13 protein-coding genes are annotated in these 16,189 nt (G+C 62.1%); 9 read left to right on the top strand and 4 right to left on the bottom strand.

Translation table 11 applies throughout. From position 1 onward, the window contains the following. Window positions 1-2 precede the first annotated feature (2 nt). Window positions 3-773 carry a L,D-transpeptidase gene (locus BC360_RS13190; RefSeq protein WP_065782851.1) on the bottom strand — a complete coding sequence of 257 codons (771 nt, stop codon included), beginning with the start codon at window positions 771-773 and terminating at the stop codon, window positions 3-5. 251 nt (window positions 774-1,024) lie between these two features. On the opposite strand from BC360_RS13190, the gene BC360_RS13185 reads away from it, so the two are divergent. The 7 genes from BC360_RS13185 to BC360_RS13155 all read left to right on the top strand — a co-directional run bounded on the left by BC360_RS13185 (window position 1,025) and on the right by BC360_RS13155 (window position 10,669). Next, window positions 1,025-1,669, top strand: a complete 645-nt coding sequence (locus tag BC360_RS13185; protein ID WP_065795460.1) for a DNA-3-methyladenine glycosylase I — start codon at window positions 1,025-1,027, stop codon at window positions 1,667-1,669. A 201-nt stretch (window positions 1,670-1,870) separates the two neighbouring features. Then, window positions 1,871-3,385 (top strand): histidine--tRNA ligase, encoded by a 1,515-nt coding sequence (hisS, locus tag BC360_RS13180; protein WP_065795602.1) that lies wholly within the window; start codon window positions 1,871-1,873, stop codon window positions 3,383-3,385. Window positions 3,386-3,390: 5 nt separating this feature from the next. Further along, complete coding sequence (locus BC360_RS13175; RefSeq protein ID WP_065795459.1) at window positions 3,391-4,533, top strand: ATP phosphoribosyltransferase regulatory subunit; 1,143 nt, start codon at window positions 3,391-3,393, stop codon at window positions 4,531-4,533. Then, entirely contained in the window at window positions 4,530-5,225 is a 696-nt protein-coding gene (gene hisG / locus BC360_RS13170; RefSeq protein WP_065795458.1) for an ATP phosphoribosyltransferase, read from the top strand. Before BC360_RS13175 ends, hisG begins: the two co-directional genes overlap by 4 nt. A gap of 401 nt (window positions 5,226-5,626) precedes the next feature. Beyond that, on the top strand, window positions 5,627-6,334 hold the full coding sequence (locus tag BC360_RS13165) for a glutathione binding-like protein (protein ID WP_065795457.1): 708 nt from the start codon (window positions 5,627-5,629) through the stop codon (window positions 6,332-6,334). Window positions 6,335-6,427: 93 nt separating this feature from the next. After that, a complete protein-coding gene (locus BC360_RS13160) occupies window positions 6,428-7,645 on the top strand; it encodes an NAD(P)/FAD-dependent oxidoreductase (protein WP_065795456.1) in 1,218 nt (405 codons plus the stop codon). A 225-nt stretch (window positions 7,646-7,870) separates the two neighbouring features. Next, entirely contained in the window at window positions 7,871-10,669 is a 2,799-nt protein-coding gene (locus BC360_RS13155; RefSeq protein ID WP_065795601.1) for an EAL domain-containing protein, read from the top strand. Between the two features lie 74 nt (window positions 10,670-10,743). On the opposite strand, the gene BC360_RS13150 is transcribed toward BC360_RS13155, so the two are convergent. From BC360_RS13150 to groES, 3 genes are all read right to left on the bottom strand, one after another. Continuing rightward, complete coding sequence (locus BC360_RS13150) at window positions 10,744-11,190, bottom strand: hypothetical protein (RefSeq protein WP_053250863.1); 447 nt, start codon at window positions 11,188-11,190, stop codon at window positions 10,744-10,746. A gap of 661 nt (window positions 11,191-11,851) precedes the next feature. Continuing rightward, a complete protein-coding gene (gene groL, locus BC360_RS13145; protein WP_065782838.1) occupies window positions 11,852-13,489 on the bottom strand; it encodes a chaperonin GroEL in 1,638 nt (545 codons plus the stop codon). A gap of 62 nt (window positions 13,490-13,551) precedes the next feature. Further along, the gene (gene groES, locus BC360_RS13140) at window positions 13,552-13,848 is read right to left on the bottom strand and encodes a co-chaperone GroES (protein ID WP_004675403.1); all 297 of its coding nucleotides are present in this window, start codon (window positions 13,846-13,848) and stop codon (window positions 13,552-13,554) included. Between the two features lie 459 nt (window positions 13,849-14,307). On the opposite strand from groES, the gene BC360_RS13135 reads away from it, so the two are divergent. Continuing rightward, entirely contained in the window at window positions 14,308-15,156 is an 849-nt protein-coding gene (locus BC360_RS13135) for a TIGR01459 family HAD-type hydrolase (RefSeq protein WP_065795600.1), read from the top strand. Window positions 15,157-15,169: 13 nt separating this feature from the next. Then, window positions 15,170-16,153, top strand: a complete 984-nt coding sequence (locus BC360_RS13130) for a bifunctional riboflavin kinase/FAD synthetase (RefSeq protein ID WP_065795455.1) — start codon at window positions 15,170-15,172, stop codon at window positions 16,151-16,153. Window positions 16,154-16,189 lie beyond the last annotated feature (36 nt).

Genomic DNA, 16,189 nt, shown 5'->3' with positions numbered 1-16,189 from the left:
AATTATATGACGATAACCTTGGTGCCGACATTCACCCGTTCGTAGAGATCGACGACGTCCTCGTTGCGCATGCGGATGCAGCCTGAGGAGACCGCGTAGCCGATCGTCCAGGGCGCATTGGTGCCGTGTATGCGATAAAGCGTCGAACCGAGATACATGGCGCGCGCGCCAAGCGGATTTTCAGGACCGCCGTCCATGCGTGCCGGCAGGTAGTGCCCCTTGGCGGCTTCGCGCGAAATCATTTCCTTCGGCGGTGTCCAGCTCGGCCACTCCGCCTTGCGTGTGACCTTGTGCGCGCCGGCCCACTCGAACCCCGGTTTGCCGACGCCGACGCCGTAACGCCGTGCCTGGCCGTTACCGGTGACGAGATAGAGGAAACGGTTGTTGGTATCGATGACGACAGTGCCCGGCTTTTCCTTGCCGTCGTAGGCGACGGTCTGCGGCAGGTACTGCGGGTCGAACTTCGACTTGATGGGGCGCTGGGCGCGCGTGGCGTTGACCGGTTGCACCAGCGGCGCGCCAGTACGGCGCTTGGCCTGTGGGCGTACGGTCTGGCCCTGATAATACTGTTTTCGGGTGGTGGTCGGAATCTGCTGACGGTAGATGACCCGGCGCGCCTGCTGCGGCTGGCCGCCGAGCTGCATCACCCATGGGGCGGTCAGGTCGGGGCTGACGATCACCGGCGGTCGGTTCTGATACCGGTCCTGGGCCTCCACCTGGCCTGCGACGAGGGTGAGGATGGATGCGGCTACAAGAAATGATTTTTTCAACATCGGACGGACTCGCTACCTTTCGCCGAAACGTATCAAAAAGGGGCGCGGCCAGCCGGAGAACGGGACGCTCGGAGGGACGGCATGCGCCTTGGCAATGGCGCGATCGTGTCATCGTGGCGCCACGGAATGGTAAACGGCAGCCCGTGAAAGGCCCGAAGCGTCGATAAAGCTTTGGGTAGGGTTATCCGTCGCTTTAGGAATCTGGTTTGTGAATGGTAAATGCTTGAGAACAGGAAGAAACGGGGCGGACGATGACAACCAAGGGCATAATGATCGGTGATGACGGCCTTGGGCGCTGCGCCTGGCAGAGCAATCTCGATGACTACAAGCGCTATCACGACGAGGAATGGGGACGGCCGGTCACCGATGACCGGCGCCTTTTCGAGAAGATCTGCCTGGAAGGGTTTCAATCCGGCCTCTCCTGGCTGACGATCTTGAGAAAGCGCGAGGCCTTTCGCGCCGCTTTCGCCGGCTTCGATTTCGACAAGGTCGCGACGTTCGGCGATGCCGACATCGAACGCTGCCTTGCCGATACAGGCATTGTGCGTCACCGCGGCAAGATCGTCTCGACCATCAACAACGCCAGGCGGGCCCAGGAGCTTCAGGCCGAGTTCGGTTCGCTTGCCGCCTATTTCTGGTCGCACGAACCTGGCCCGGGCGAGCGGCCGGCATTGGTCAGCTACGAGGTGATCGCCGCCAATCCGACGACGCCGACCTCGACGCGGATCTCCAAGGACCTGAAGAAGCGCGGCTGGACCTTCGTCGGCCCGACGACGATCTACGCCTTCATGCAGGCCATGGGCCTCGTCAACGATCATATCGAGGGTTGCCATTGCCGGAGCGCGGTCGAGGGGTTGAGGCTGAGCCTCTCGCGACCCATGCCTCAAGTGGCCTGAGCTTCTTAAATCGGGGTTGTCTGCCCAAGCCGCGGACGACGGCCGCTGCCGGGTCATGCGATCGCGCGGCTCTCGGGGAGAAAGGCTGCCAGAGCCAATGGTGCCGGCAAGAAGGCGCTTTGCGCCGCGCAAACCCTTGCCGCCCATGCCTTGATCCGATAGGGAAAGCTCCAAACCTGCTGATAGTCCGGAATGCTTCCCATGACCGAGAAACAAAAGAAACCGCAGAAGCTCAAGGCGCGCCTGCCGCGCGGCTTTGTCGATCGAACGGCTGCCGATATTCGCGCAACTGACGAGATGATCGTCAAGATCCGCGAAGTCTACGAGCGTTATGGTTTCGATCCGGTCGAAACGCCGCTGTTCGAATACACCGATGCGCTCGGAAAGTTCCTGCCCGACAGCGATCGCCCGAACGAGGGCGTGTTCTCGCTGACGGATGACGACGACCAGTGGATGTCGCTGCGCTACGATCTGACCGCGCCGCTCGCCCGTCACGTGGCCGAAAACTTCAACGAGATCCAGCTTCCCTTCCGCACCTATCGCGCCGGCTACGTCTTCCGCAACGAAAAGCCGGGCCCGGGCCGCTTCCGCCAGTTCATGCAGTTCGACGCCGATACGGTCGGTGCTGCCGGTGTCCAGGCCGATGCCGAAATGTGCATGATGATGGCCGACACCATGGAAGCGCTCGGCATCAAGCGCGGCGATTACGTGATCCGGGTCAACAACCGCAAGGTTCTCGACGGTGTCATGGAGGCGATCGGGCTTGGCGGCGACGACAAGGCGAATGCGCGCCTGACGGTGCTGCGCGCCATCGACAAGCTCGACAAGTTCGGCGCCGAAGGCGTGCGCCTGCTGCTCGGCGAAGGTCGCAAGGACGAGAGCGGCGATTTCACCAAGGGCGCCGGTCTGGCCGCCGAGCAGATCGACAAGGTTCTGTTCTTCGTCGGCATAAAGGACTACGCCGAAAGTGCTGCCGAACTCGCAGCGCTCGTTGCCGGCACGGCCAAGGGCGGCGAGGGCGTCGACGAGCTCAACACCATCCGCAGCCTGGTGCTGAGCGCCGGCTATGAGGCCGACCGCATCAAGATCGACCCCTCGGTCGTTCGCGGTCTCGAATATTATACCGGCCCGGTTTTCGAGGCCGAGCTGCAGTTTGCCGTGACCAACGAAAAGGGCGAAAAAATCGTCTTCGGTTCGGTCGGCGGCGGCGGTCGTTACGATGGTCTCGTCTCGCGCTTCATGGGCCAGCCGGTGCCGGCCACCGGTTTCTCGATTGGTGTCTCGCGCCTGATGACCGCGCTCAAGAACCTCGGCAAGCTCGGCTCGTCAGAGGTGGTCGCGCCGGTCGTCGTCTGCGTCATGGACCGCGACATCGACAGCATGGGCCACTACCAGCGCTTCGTGCAGCAGCTTCGCCATGCCGGCATCCGCGCCGAGATGTACCAGGGCAACAAGAAGAATTTCGGCGACCAGCTGAAATATGCCGACCGCCGCGGGGCGCCGCTGGCGATCATCCAGGGCGGTGACGAGCGCGCGGCCGGTCTGGTGCAGATCAAGGACCTGATCGAGGGCAAGCGCCTGTCGGGCGAAATCGAGGACAACGCCGCATGGCGCGAGGCGCGGGTCGCGCAGGTCTCCGTGCCCGTCAGCGACCTTGTCGAAAAGGTGCGTGAAATGCTCGCGGCACAGGCCGAGGACCGGGCGAGGGCTGGCTGACGGCGATGCCTCTGATCAACCTTCCCGCCTTCTCCGCAGATCTGCTTGCCGAGTTCGAAAGTCTCGGCACGCTCAGGGTCGATACGCCGGTGATCCAGCCGGCGGAGCCGTTTCTCGCCATGGCCGGCGAAGACCTTCGCCGCCGCATCTTCATGACCGAGAGCGAGACCGGCGAGAGCCTCTGCCTGCGGCCGGAGTTCACCATTCCCGTCTGCCTGCGCCACATCGAAACCGCGACCGGCACGCCCAAGCGTTATGCCTATCTCGGCGAGGTGTTCCGCCAGCGCCGCGAAGGCGGCAACGAATTCTATCAGGCTGGCATCGAGGATCTCGGTGATACCGATATCGCCGCCTCCGACGCGCGTGCGGTCGGCAATGCCATGCACGTGGTTGCCAATCGTCTGCCTGGCCGGCGCCTGGCGGTAACGCTCGGCGACCAGTCGGTCTTCGAGGCGGTTGTCGGTGCCTGCGGCCTGCCGGGCGGGTGGCAGAAGCGGCTGATCCATGCCTTCGGCGACCAGAAGCATCTGCAGAAGCTGCTTGCCGAGCTTGCCGATCCAAGGGCCGCCGGCGTGTTCGGCCCGGAGGTCGAGCGGCTGGCGATCAGCGGCATGCTCGATGACGAGGCGCGGCTTGTCGCCCATATCGGCGAAACCATGGAGGCGACGGGCTATTCCACCAATGCCAGCCGCTCCCCGCAGGACATTGCCCGCCGCCTGAAGGAAAAGATGGAGCTGGCGAATACCCGGCTCGATCCGGAAACGCTGGACCTCGTGCGTGAATTCCTGGCGCTCGACATGCCGCTTGGCGAAGCGCCGGCAGCGCTCTTCCGCTTTGCCGAGAAGACCGGCCTGACGCTCGATGGAGCGCTGGCGCGCTTTGATGCGCGGGTGGCAGCGCTTGCCGATATCGGCGCCGATGTCGGTGTCATTCGCTACCGCGCCGCCTTCGGCCGCCCGCTCGATTATTATACCGGCCTCGTTTTCGAAGTCGAAGTCGAGGGGACACCGGCCGTGCTTGCCGGTGGCGGACGCTTCGATCGGCTCCTGACCTTGCTTGGCGCGCGGGAACATATTCCGGCCGTCGGCTTCTCGCTCTGGCTCGACCGGATCGAAGCGGCGATCGCCGCCAGCGGAGGTGCCGCATGACCATCACCATCGCACTGCCGTCCAAGGGGCGGATGAAGGACGACGCCTCCGCGATCTTCGAGCGCGCCGGCATGAAGATCGTTGCCGTCGGCAATGACCGCTCCTATCGCGGCCGGGTCGAAGGCTGGGACGATGTCGAGATCGCCTTCCTGTCGGCCTCGGAGATTTCGCGCGAACTCGGCAACGGCTCGATTGATTTCGGCGTCACGGGGGAGGACCTCGTGCGCGAGGGCCTTGCCAATGCCGATGCCCGCGTCGAGTTCTGCGCCCGCCTCGGCTTCGGTCATGCCGATGTCGTCGTCGCGGTTCCGGAGATCTGGTACGACGTCGATACCATGGCAGACCTCGGTGACGTTGCTGCCGACTTCCGCGCCCGCCATGGCCGGCGGCTGGCGATCGCCACGAAATACTGGCGGCTGACGCAGAACCATTTCTCGGGCAGTCACGGTATCCAGCTCTACCGTATCGTCGAGAGCCTTGGGGCGACCGAGGGCGCGCCGGCCTCCGGCTCCGCCGATATCATCGTCGATATCACCTCGACCGGCTCGACCCTGCACGCCAACCACCTGAAGATCCTTGCCGACGGCGTCATCCTGCGGTCGGAAGCCTGCCTGGTGCGCGCGCGCAAGCCGGCGCACGATGGCGATCCGGTCGTCGACAGGATCATCTCGGCCGTGCGCGGGGCGCTCTGACCGTTGGTTTTTCGAGACGTGCACCCGGCCGCCCGTCTCGCCGGCGAGCACGCCCTGGTCCTTCGGCGCCGGGCGCCGCATGGCCTTGAACAGCGTTTCGGTCGAGGTCCAGTAGGGCACGTACCACTCGCGATCGATGTCCATCACGAGCACGCGATCGTGGCCCGCGGCTGGGCGCGGGCCATCAGTGCGACAAGGGCGAGCCATCGGATGGTCTTGTCTGTCATGTCTTCCTCATCGATCCTCGCCGGCGAACGCGGCGCATCGTTCTCTCCCGGGCGCAGCGATTGCCGCAACGCGGTAAATTTTGCCTCACCCGCTGACAAACGCCCGCGAATGACCTTATCTACGCCGCGCAGGCGGTGGACACCGTTCCCGCCATTCGCTTCGAGGAGAATTTCATGGCCGATCTTTCCGCCTTTCCGATTACAACGCGCTGGCCAGCGAAGAACCCGGATATTCTCCAGCTCTATTCCCTGCCGACGCCGAACGGCGTAAAGATCTCCATAGCGCTTGAAGAGCTGGGATTGCCCTATGAGGCGCATCGCGTCGCCTTCGACAGCAATGAGCAGAAATCGCCCGAGTTCCTTTCGCTCAATCCCAATGGCCGCATTCCAGCGATCGTCGATCCGAACGGTCCGGGCGGCAAGCCGATCGGACTGTTCGAGTCTGGCGCCATCCTTACCTATCTCGCGGAAAAAACGGGAAGACTTCTGCCTTCCGACGCGGCCGGACGTTATGAGATGATCTGCTGGGTGATGTTTCAGATGGGGGGCGTCGGACCGATGCTCGGGCAATTCGGCCACTTCTTCAAATTCGCTGCCGACAAGGTTGCCAACAATTCCTATCCGGTCGAGCGTTACCGCGATGAATCGAAGCGGCTGCTCGGAGTGCTGGAAGGACGGCTTCAGGGACGGCAATGGCTGATGGGCGACGAGTATACGATCGCCGATATCGCCACCTATCCGTGGGTCGAAGGCGCACGCAGATTCTACGGCGGCGCCGACGTGCTCGACTACAGGAGTTTCCCGAATGTGATGGCTTGGGTCGACCGCGGGCTGGCGCGCCCGGCGGCTCAAAAAGGGATGGAAATCCCGGCCAGGGTCTGAGCGGCCGGCGGTGTGGCCGTTCGTGCGAGTTGACGTGGCTCGGGTGGAAAGGCTACGCCTTGTTGTACAAACGAATAAACGACGGGTGAGAGCGTGTCCGGAAGGCTTGTTGTTATCGGTGGCGGTCAGGCCGCCTTTGCGTTGGTCGCCAAACTGCGGGCGCTGAAGGACGAAAGACCGATCACCATGGTCGCGTCCGAGGCAAGCCTGCCCTATCAGCGCCCGCCGCTTTCCAAGAAGTACCTGCTTCGTGAGATGAGCCTCGATCGGTTGCTCTATCGGCCGGAAGCCTGGTACGGCGAGCACAACGTCGATATCCGGCTTTCGACCACGGTGACGGAGCTCGACCGCGCTGCCAGGCGCGTGACGCTGAGCGACGGCGCTTTGCTCGACTACGAGACCCTGGCATTTGCAACCGGCGCCGCCCCACGTCGTTTGCCGGCCTCGGTCGGCGGCGACCTCGCCGGCGTTTTCACCGTCCGCGATTTCAGGGATGCCGACTTGCTGGCCGAAGAGATGAAGCCGGGCAAGCGGGCGCTTGTCGTCGGCGGCGGCTATATCGGCCTCGAGGCCGCGGCGGTTGCGCGCACGCTCGGGCTTGAGGTCACCGTGATCGAGATGGCGGACCGCATCCTGCAGCGCGTAGCGTCCGCCGCGACGTCGGGCATCGTGCGCGAGATCCACCAGTCGCGCGGTGTCGATATCCGCGAGGGAACAGGGCTCAACCGGCTGGTCGGCGAGAACGATCGCGTGACCGGTGTCGAGCTGTCCGACGGGGCGGTGCTTCCGGTCGACCTCGTCATCGTCGGCATCGGCGTGACGGCCAACGATCACCTGGCGCATGCCGCCGGCCTCGAAACGGCCGGCGGCATCGTTGTCGACAGCCACGGTCGCACCGCCGATCCGGCAATTTTCGCGATGGGCGATTGCGCCGTCCAGCCGTGGGACAACATGCGCATCCGCCTTGAATCGGTTCAGAATGCGGTGGATCAGGCCGAGGCGGTGGCGGCCGTCATTGCCGGCGGGGTCGAGCCCTATGCTCCCAAGCCGTGGTTCTGGTCGGACCAGTACGACGTGAAACTGCAGATTGCCGGCTTTGGCCTCGGTCACGACGAAACCATCGTTCGCCCCGGCCAGCGCGAGGGCAGCGTTTCCGTCTGGTACTTCCGGGAGGGAAAGCTCTTGGCCGTCGACGCGATCAACGACGCCAAGGCCTATGTCACCGGCAAGAAGCTTCTGGAGACGGGCATCCACCCGGACAGGGCGGTGATAGCCGATCCGCAATCGGACCTGAAAGCGCTTCTGGCCTAGGCTTAGCGGTGCGACCGTCACGGTGTCATTGCGCCTGTTTGAAATGTTCAACTACAAGGCGGTGGCATTTCAGCCTTCGTTAAGGACGAAAGCGCTGTCCTGTTTCGAAACGTCAGTCGCGCGCTGACTTTCATCATTCCTTAAACCGCCCGATGCCAACAGAAGCGATAAACCGGAAGTGGGAGATCCCTTTCCGGACCAGAAGTTTCATTTAGGCGTTTGGCGATGTTCAAGGTTCTTACATGCCTCGTGGTCGAGCATAATCCCAAGCTGGTCGTGCTCGCCGCCCTCATCTGCTTCCTTTCGAGCTACGGCGCGGTGACCTTGCTTCAGCGAGGACGCTCCTCCGTGGGCAAGGCGAGGGCGATATGGGCAGTGGCTGCCGGGATCGCCAGCGGCTTCGGCATCTGGGCCACCCACTTCATCGCCATGCTTGCCTACGATCCAGGCGTCGTGCTCGGCTATCAGATCGATCTGACGGCCCTGTCGCTTGGCGTCGCGGTCGTTCTGACGACGATGGCGCTGCTGATTGCCACCTATGCGCAGGGCGCTGTCGCCTGGATTGCTGGCGGCATCGTTCTCGGCTCCGGTGTCGCCTGCATGCATTTCCTCGGCATGGCGGCGCTCGATGTTCCAGGCAGCATCCGCTGGGACTGGACGCTTGTCGCCGTCTCCGTCGTCGCCGGTTCCCTGTTCGATATCGGTGCCTTGCGGGCGATCACCCACATCGATCGGCCGCTGAAGGCGAAAATTCTTTCGACGCTGTTCATGACGCTCGGCATCGTCGCCTTGCACTTCACGGCGATGGGCGCCGTGACGATCGAGGCCGATTTGTCGTTGGCGTCGCCCGAGGGCATGATACAGCCGCATTTTCTGGTCTTCGTCATCGCCGGAACCGCTTTCTTCCTGCTGACCATGGTTTTGCTTGCCGCGGGCTTTGCGCACTATGCCGAGCTTTCGGCCGCCGCTTCCGAGCGCGAATTCGCCCGCTTCGTGCGAAGCGTCAAGGACTACGCTATCTACATGCTCGACGTGAAAGGCCACGTCGCGAGCTGGAATGCCGGCGCCGAAGCCAACAAGGGCTATACAGCCGACGAAATCATTGGCAAAAGTTTTGCCTGCTTCTATTCGCCCGAAGAGCAGCGGGCGGGCGTGCCGCAACGGGCACTCGACGAAGCATGGGCTAACGGCAAGTTCGAGTCTGAGGGCTGGCGCTATCGCAAGGATGGCACGCGCTTCTGGGCGCATGTCGTGATCGACCCCTTCCTGCACGAGGATGGCACGCATGCGGGCTTCATCAAGATCGCCAAGGATATCACCAAGGAGAAGGTCGATGCGGATCGCATCGCCGAAGTGAGCAAGAATCTCGACATTGCGCTCGAGAACATGTCGCAAGGCATTTGCCTCTTCGACAGCGGCGACCATCTGCTGCTTTCGAACCGGCGTTGCCGCGAGATCTTCGGCTTCTCCGAGACGCTGGCTGGAAAGGGCCTGACGTTCCGCCAGATCCTCGACGAAGTTTTTGCCCGCACCTATTCCGACCCGGCAATCGCCCGGGCGAAGTCGGACGAGCTCTATCAGAAGCATCGTGTCGACATGGTCGGCAAAGGCGGTGGCGACATCGTCGAAAAGCTGCCGAACGGACGCTCGATCCTGACCAAGCATCGCACCCTTGCCGATGGCGGCTGGGTCAGCACCTACGAGGACATTACCGAACGGCTGGACAGCGAGGAGCAGATTTCGTTCCTCGCGCGCCACGACAGCCTGACGGGCCTGCCGAACCGGCTGCAGTTCAGCAGCTATCTGGAAGAAGAGCTCGATGCGGCCGCCTGGTTCTCGCGCAAGGTTGCCGTGATCGGTCTCGACCTCAACAAGTTCAAGGAAGTCAACGATCTGCACGGCCATGCCGCCGGCGATTTCGTGCTGGTGACGATTGCCCAGCGGATGAAATCGCTGCTGCAGGAAGGCGAATTCGTGGCACGCTTCGGCGGCGATGAGTTCGCAGCCGTCAAGCGCTTCGAGGAGCTGTCCGAACTTAACGACTTCCTCCGCCGCATCGAGAAGAGCCTGCATGAGGAAATGCGGTTCGGCGACTTCGAGTTGAAGTCCGGCGGAAGCATGGGTGTCGCCATCTATCCGCAGGACGCCGAGACGGCGGAAACGCTGATCAACAATGCCGACCTTGCGATGTACCGCGCCAAGGCTGCGCTGAACCAGACTGTCTGCTTCTACGAAGTTTCGATGGATGAGGCGGCGCGCCAAAGGCGTAGCCTTGCCAACGACCTGTGGGATGCGATCGAGAAGAAACAGCTGGCGCTGCATTATCAGGTTCAGAAGTCGGTGATGACCGGCGACGTCATCGGTTATGAAGTGCTTCTGCGCTGGCACCATCCCGAACGCGGCATGGTGCCCCCGAACGAGTTCATTCCGCTTGCAGAGGAATGCGGCGCGATCCTGCCGATCGGCGAATGGGTTCTGCGCGAGGCCTGCCGCGAGGCCGCGGGTTGGCAAAGCACCCACAAGATCGCCGTCAATCTTTCGCCGGTGCAGCTTGCCAATGGCGACATCGTCAGCCTGGTGGAGGAGGTGCTTTCCGAAACCGGGCTCGACCCGAAGCGGCTGGAACTCGAAATCACCGAATCGACGATCATCGACGACAAGGAGCGCGCGCTTCTGACCCTTCGCCAGATCAAGGAGCTTGGGGTCACCATCGCGATCGACGACTTCGGCACCGGCTATTCGTCGCTCGAGACGCTGCGGTCCTTCCCGTTCGACAAGATCAAGCTCGACAAGAGCTTCATGTGGGAGGTGGAGGCAAGCCCGCAGGCCAAGGCGATCGTCCGCGCCATCCTGGCCCTCGGGCAGAGCCTCTCCGTTCCCGTCCTCGCCGAAGGCGTCGAGACGCAGAAGCAGCTCGATATCCTGCAGGCGGAAGGATGTGACGAGGCACAGGGTTACCTGCTCGGCAGGCCGGCACCGATCTCGACCCTCGTTACCGGCAAGGTGAAGGTGGCGGCAGCCTGAGGGTCGCCGCGCCTTTACGCCCCTGCGACACGTCTCTGGCGGAGTAAAAAAATCAGTTCAGGTCGAGGCTGCGCCTACTGGCGCAGCAGCATCTTTCCGGCGCCTTCGACAAGGAAGCGCGGGAAGAAGAAGATGCCGTGGATCGTGCCTGAATAGCGCTCTTCGAGGCCCGAGGATTCGCCGATGCAGAACACCGGCTGCTTGTGGCCCGATTCCAGGCTTATCGTCGTCGAGAAGCAGAAGGACGAGCAACTGGTTGCCGCCTGCTCGAAAAGCTCGAGCACGTGGTTGCGGTCGGCAGGGTCGTAGCAGCGCACGAAGTTGAGCAGACCGCATTCGCTCTCGTTGAGGCCGTGAATCGCCGAAGCCTTCTCGCCCAACCGGAACAGGCCCGTCGACAGGTCGCCAGACCAGCCCTCGGAGACGCAGAACTGCTCCAGGAATTCCTGATGCGGAAGGCCGGCATGCATCTGCCCGGGGACACCGAGGGGAACTGAATTTGTTCTCGTGATCTTAAACACGGTCTACCCCAGCACGGCCCCTGGCGAATGTCGTCGTCCGACCAGGCAGGCATATCCCCAATATACAACCCTCGCCAGCCATCGACCCATAGGAGGAAGAACACGCACGATAAGTCGTTTGCGTCTTTCTGTACGGAAAGGTCACAAAACTGTGACGTAGCTCGCCAAGCGAAATGATTTCGCAGGAAAGGCCGGCTTAATTTGCGATTAAATACTTATATGCTTTGCGTGACGTTCTCAAAGAGCGCTTGGACACACAGTTAATATGAAAAGTTTGAGCGATTTTTCGCTCCCTTTAGGCCTGTCATCCAGTCTCTCGTGAATCTCTGTCCACTTGGGGCGGTGTTATAGTTCGTTTTTTTTCGACTTCAACGCTTTTTTAGAGCCGCTGCAGCTGCCGGGTAATTTTTCCGGCAGACAGCTTTGACGTGCACGTGAGATGCAACCGGTGCACTGCTGCAAAAACAAGAAAGGGCGACCCGAGGGTCGCCCTTTCCGATCCGGATGGATCATCGTGGATCTGCTTGAACAGGTCCGCGATAAGGCTGACGCCCTATCACATCATGTCCATGCCGCCCGTTCAGCGCGCTTGGCGCGCTGAACCGCTCTTAGTGCATGGGCGAAGCTTTATGGACGATGCTGCGATTGGGCTGTCGCCCTATCACATCATGTCCATGCCGCCCATGCCGCCCATGCCGCCTGGCATTGCCGGAGCGTCCTTCTTCGGCAGTTCGGCGATCATGGCTTCCGTCGTGACGAGAAGGCCAGCAACCGAAGCTGCGTCCTGAAGGGCGGTGCGAACGACCTTGACCGGGTCGATGATGCCCATGGAGATCATGTCGCCATATTCGCCGGTCTGGGCGTTGTAGCCGAAGTTGTCCTGGTCCTTGTCGAGGATCTTGCCGACAACGATCGAAGCTTCGTCACCAGCGTTCTCAGCGATCTGGCGGGCCGGAGCCTGCAGGGCGCGACGAACGATGTTGATGCCGGCTTCCTGGTCGTCGTTCACACCCTTGACGGTGATCTTGACGGAAGAACGCAGCAGGGCAACGCCGCCGCCCGGTACGATGCCTTCCTGAACAGCAGCGCGCGTCGCGTTGAGAGCGTCGTCGATGCGGTCCTTCTTTTCCTTCACTTCGACTTCTGTCGAACCGCCAACGCGGATCACGGCAACGCCGCCGGCGAGCTTGGCAAGACGTTCCTGCAGCTTTTCGCGGTCGTAGTCGGAAGTGGTTTCTTCGATCTGGGCCTTGATCTGCGCAACGCGGCCTTCGATGTCGCTCTTCTGGCCGGCGCCGTCGACGATCGTCGTGTTTTCCTTGGAGATCGAAACCTTCTTCGCACGGCCGAGCATGTCGAGCGTGACGTTTTCGAGCTTGATGCCGAGGTCTTCGGAGATCACGGTACCACCGGTCAGGATGGCGATGTCTTCGAGCATGGCCTTGCGGCGATCGCCGAAGCCCGGAGCCTTGACGGCCGCGATCTTCAGGCCGCCACGCAGCTTGTTGACGACGAGCGTAGCAAGAGCTTCGCCTTCGACGTCTTCAGCGATGATGAGGAGCGGCTTGCCGGTCTGAACGACGGCTTCGAGAACCGGGAGCATGGCCTGGAGGTTCGACAGCTTCTTCTCGTGGAGGAGAACGAAGACGTCGTCGAGGTCAGCGACCATCTTTTCCGGGTTGGTGACGAAGTAGGGGCTGAGGTAGCCACGGTCGAACTGCATGCCTTCGACGACTTCGAGTTCGGTTTCGGCGGTCTTGGCTTCTTCAACCGTGATGACGCCTTCGTTGCCGACCTTCTGCATCGCTTCTGCGATGTCGAGGCCGATCTGACGCTCGCCGTTGGCCGAGATCGTGCCGACCTGTGCGACTTCTTCCGAGGTGTTGATCTTCTTGGCCTTGGCCTGGAGATCCTTGACGACTTCGGTGACAGCGAGGTCGATACCGCGCTTCAGGTCCATCGGGTTCATGCCGGCAGCAACGGCCTTGGCGCCTTCGCGAACGATAGCCTGGGCGAGAACCGTTGCAGTCGTGGTGCCGTCGCCAGCGATGTCGTTGGTCTTCGAAGCAACTTCGCGGACCATCTGGGCGCCCATGTTTTCGAACTTGTCTTCGAGTTCGATTTCCTTGGCGACCGATACGCCGTCCTTGGTGATGCGCGGAGCGCCGAAGGACTTGTCGATGATGACGTTACGACCCTTCGGGCCGAGCGTGACCTTTACCGCGTCAGCGAGGATGTCGACGCCACGCAGCATCTTTTCGCGCGCGGTGCGGCCGAACTTGATTTCTTTTGCAGCCATTTGAGAAAACTCCTGGGCTCATTGCCCATTGGTTGTCATGGAAAGGTGTGGACGACGGCTGATCAGCCGATGATGCCCATGATGTCGGCTTCCTTCATGATGAGAAGGTCTTCGCCGTTGATCTTGACTTCGGTGCCCGACCACTTGCCGAACAGAACGCGGTCGCCAGCCTTGACATCGAGAGCAACAACCTTGCCGCTTTCGTCACGGGCGCCCGAGCCAACAGCGACGATTTCGCCTTCCTGCGGCTTTTCCTTAGCGGTGTCCGGAATGATGATGCCGCCCTTGGTCTTTTCCTCAGACTCGACGCGGCGGACGACAACGCGGTCGTGCAGCGGGCGGAAATTGGTGCTTGCCATTAGTCTAATCCCTCGATCAAATGACATTACGGATCGCTCATCGACCCGATGGATGGGTGTTAGCACTCCCTTTTGTCGAGTGCTAGCGAGGCCGAGATAAGGCTGGGTCCTGGGCGAGTCAAGGATTGGCCGTTCAAAAAATTTCAGGCGATATGGTTATCGGCGGGGCATGACTGGAGACGAACGGCTGCCGGGCCGGGGTGGGCACGTGCATCCTTGCGGCCCGAAGCAGTCGGAATTTGGGCGAAGCTTGGTCTTGAAGGTTTGTTTCGTCCTGTTGCCCGACGAGGTTTCCGCCGCGCAAGCAGTGCCTTGTCGAGGTCCGGCTGTCCCTTCGGGGCGGAAGGGGCAGCCGGCCGTCGAATCCTTGGGAATGGCGGCGTTTTTCTGGGGCCGAGGCTTGTATTCTCGCCCCTTCCTTGCGATGCAAGCCGGAAACCGAGTTTGCAGGAAGCCCGCATGGCCGCAAGGATCAACAGTTTTCGGGAAATCGCAGGGCGCTATGACGTCGTGCTCTGTGACGTCTGGGGTGTTCTCCACAACGGCGTTCAGGCGTTTGCGTCTGCCTGTGAGGCCCTGGCGGAAGCGCGTGCCGCAGGATTGACGGTTGTTCTCATCACCAACTCGCCCCGGCCGAGCCCGAGCGTCAAGGTGCAGATCCGCGGGCTGGGCGTTCCCGATGAAGCCTATGATCGCATCGTCACGTCGGGCGATGTGACCCGCGCGTTGATCGCTGCTGCCGACAAGAAGATCTTCTTCATCGGTGCTGAGCGCGACCTGCCCTTGCTCGAGGGCCTTGGTACCGAGATCGTGTCGTCGGAAGATGCCAAGACCGTCGTCTGCGCCGGCTTCTACGATGATGAAACCGAAACGCCGGAACACTACCGCGCGACACTGACCGGTCTTGCCAAGCGCAAGATCCCGTTCATCTGCGCCAATCCTGACCTGGTGGTCGAACGCGGCCACCGGCTGATCCCCTGCGCCGGCGCCATTGCCAAGCTCTACGAAGAGCTCGGCGGCGAAGCCCGCATCGCCGGCAAGCCCTATATCGCCATCTATCGGGCGGCGCTCGGCGAAGCCAAGGCGGTGCGCGGTGCGTTCGATCTGTCGCGTGTCATCGCCATCGGCGACGGCATGCCGACCGACGTCAAGGGCGCCCAGGATGCCGGCTTCGATCTGCTTTACATCAGTGCCGGCATTCACGCCCAGGAATACATGAACGAAAGCAGGACCGACGAGGTGAAGCTTGCAGCCTTCCTGAAAAAGGAGGGCGCCTCGCCAAAGTGGTGGATGCCCAGGCTCGCCTGACGGGAAGATTGAGATGACGGTTTTTCATCGCAACGAGACCCGTGACCCGCTGCCCGAGCGCCTGCGCGGCGGCGTTGTCGCGATCGGCAATTTCGACGGTGTGCACCGCGGCCACCAATCGGTGCTGGAACGAGCGCTGGAAGAAGCCAAGGCGCGCGGCGTGCCCGCGCTGGTGCTGACTTTCGAGCCGCACCCTCGCACAGTCTTTCGGCCGGATACACCGGTGTTCCGGCTGACGCCCGCGCCGCTGAAGGCCCGTATCCTCGAAGGCATGGGGTTTGGCGCCGTTATCGAGTATCCGTTCGATCGCACCTTCTCCGAACTTTCCGCGTCCGATTTCATCCATCGGGTGCTGTTGGAATGGCTGCATGCCTCGCATGTCGTCACCGGCTTCGATTTCCATTTCGGCAAGGGGCGCGAAGGCGGTCCCGCCTTCCTGATGGCGGCGGGTGGTGAAAACGGTTTCGGCGTCACTCTGGTCGACGCCTTCCGCGACGAGAACGCTTCGGTGATCTCGTCGAGCTTCATCCGGTCGCTACTCGGGCAGGGCGACGTTTCACACGCAGCCGGTCTGCTCGGCTATCGCTACACGGTCGAGGCCGAAGTGATCGACGGCAAGAAGCTCGGACGTTCCCTCGGCTATCCCACGGCCAATATGCGCCTGCCCGCCGAGGTCGAACTTAGAACCGGCATTTATGCCGTGCGCTTCCGCCGGGCGGACGGCTCGCTCTTTGATGGCGTTGCCAGCTTCGGCCGGCGCCCGACAGTCGACAGTGACGGCGAGGCCCTGCTCGAAACGTTTGTCTTCGATTTTTCCGGCGATCTTTACGGTGAGGTCTGTTCGGTTTCGTTCTTCGGCCACCTGCGCGACGAGCTGAAGTTCGACGGGCTCGACCCGCTGGTGGCGCAAATCCGCAAGGACGAAGATGAGGCGAGGGCGCTGCTCTCCGGTGTCAGGCCCCTGAGCGACATCGATCGCCGGATCAACTTTGCCTAAAGAAATCCGTCGCGTCGAAGCGGCGGACCTTTTCAA

It is taken from the genome of Ensifer sp. LC163, from assembly GCF_001695855.1.
In the GTDB taxonomy this organism is placed as follows: Bacteria; Pseudomonadota; Alphaproteobacteria; order Rhizobiales; family Rhizobiaceae; genus Ensifer.
The sequence above is the reverse complement of the archived record's forward strand: the minus strand, read 5'-3'. Positions and strand labels throughout refer to the sequence as shown.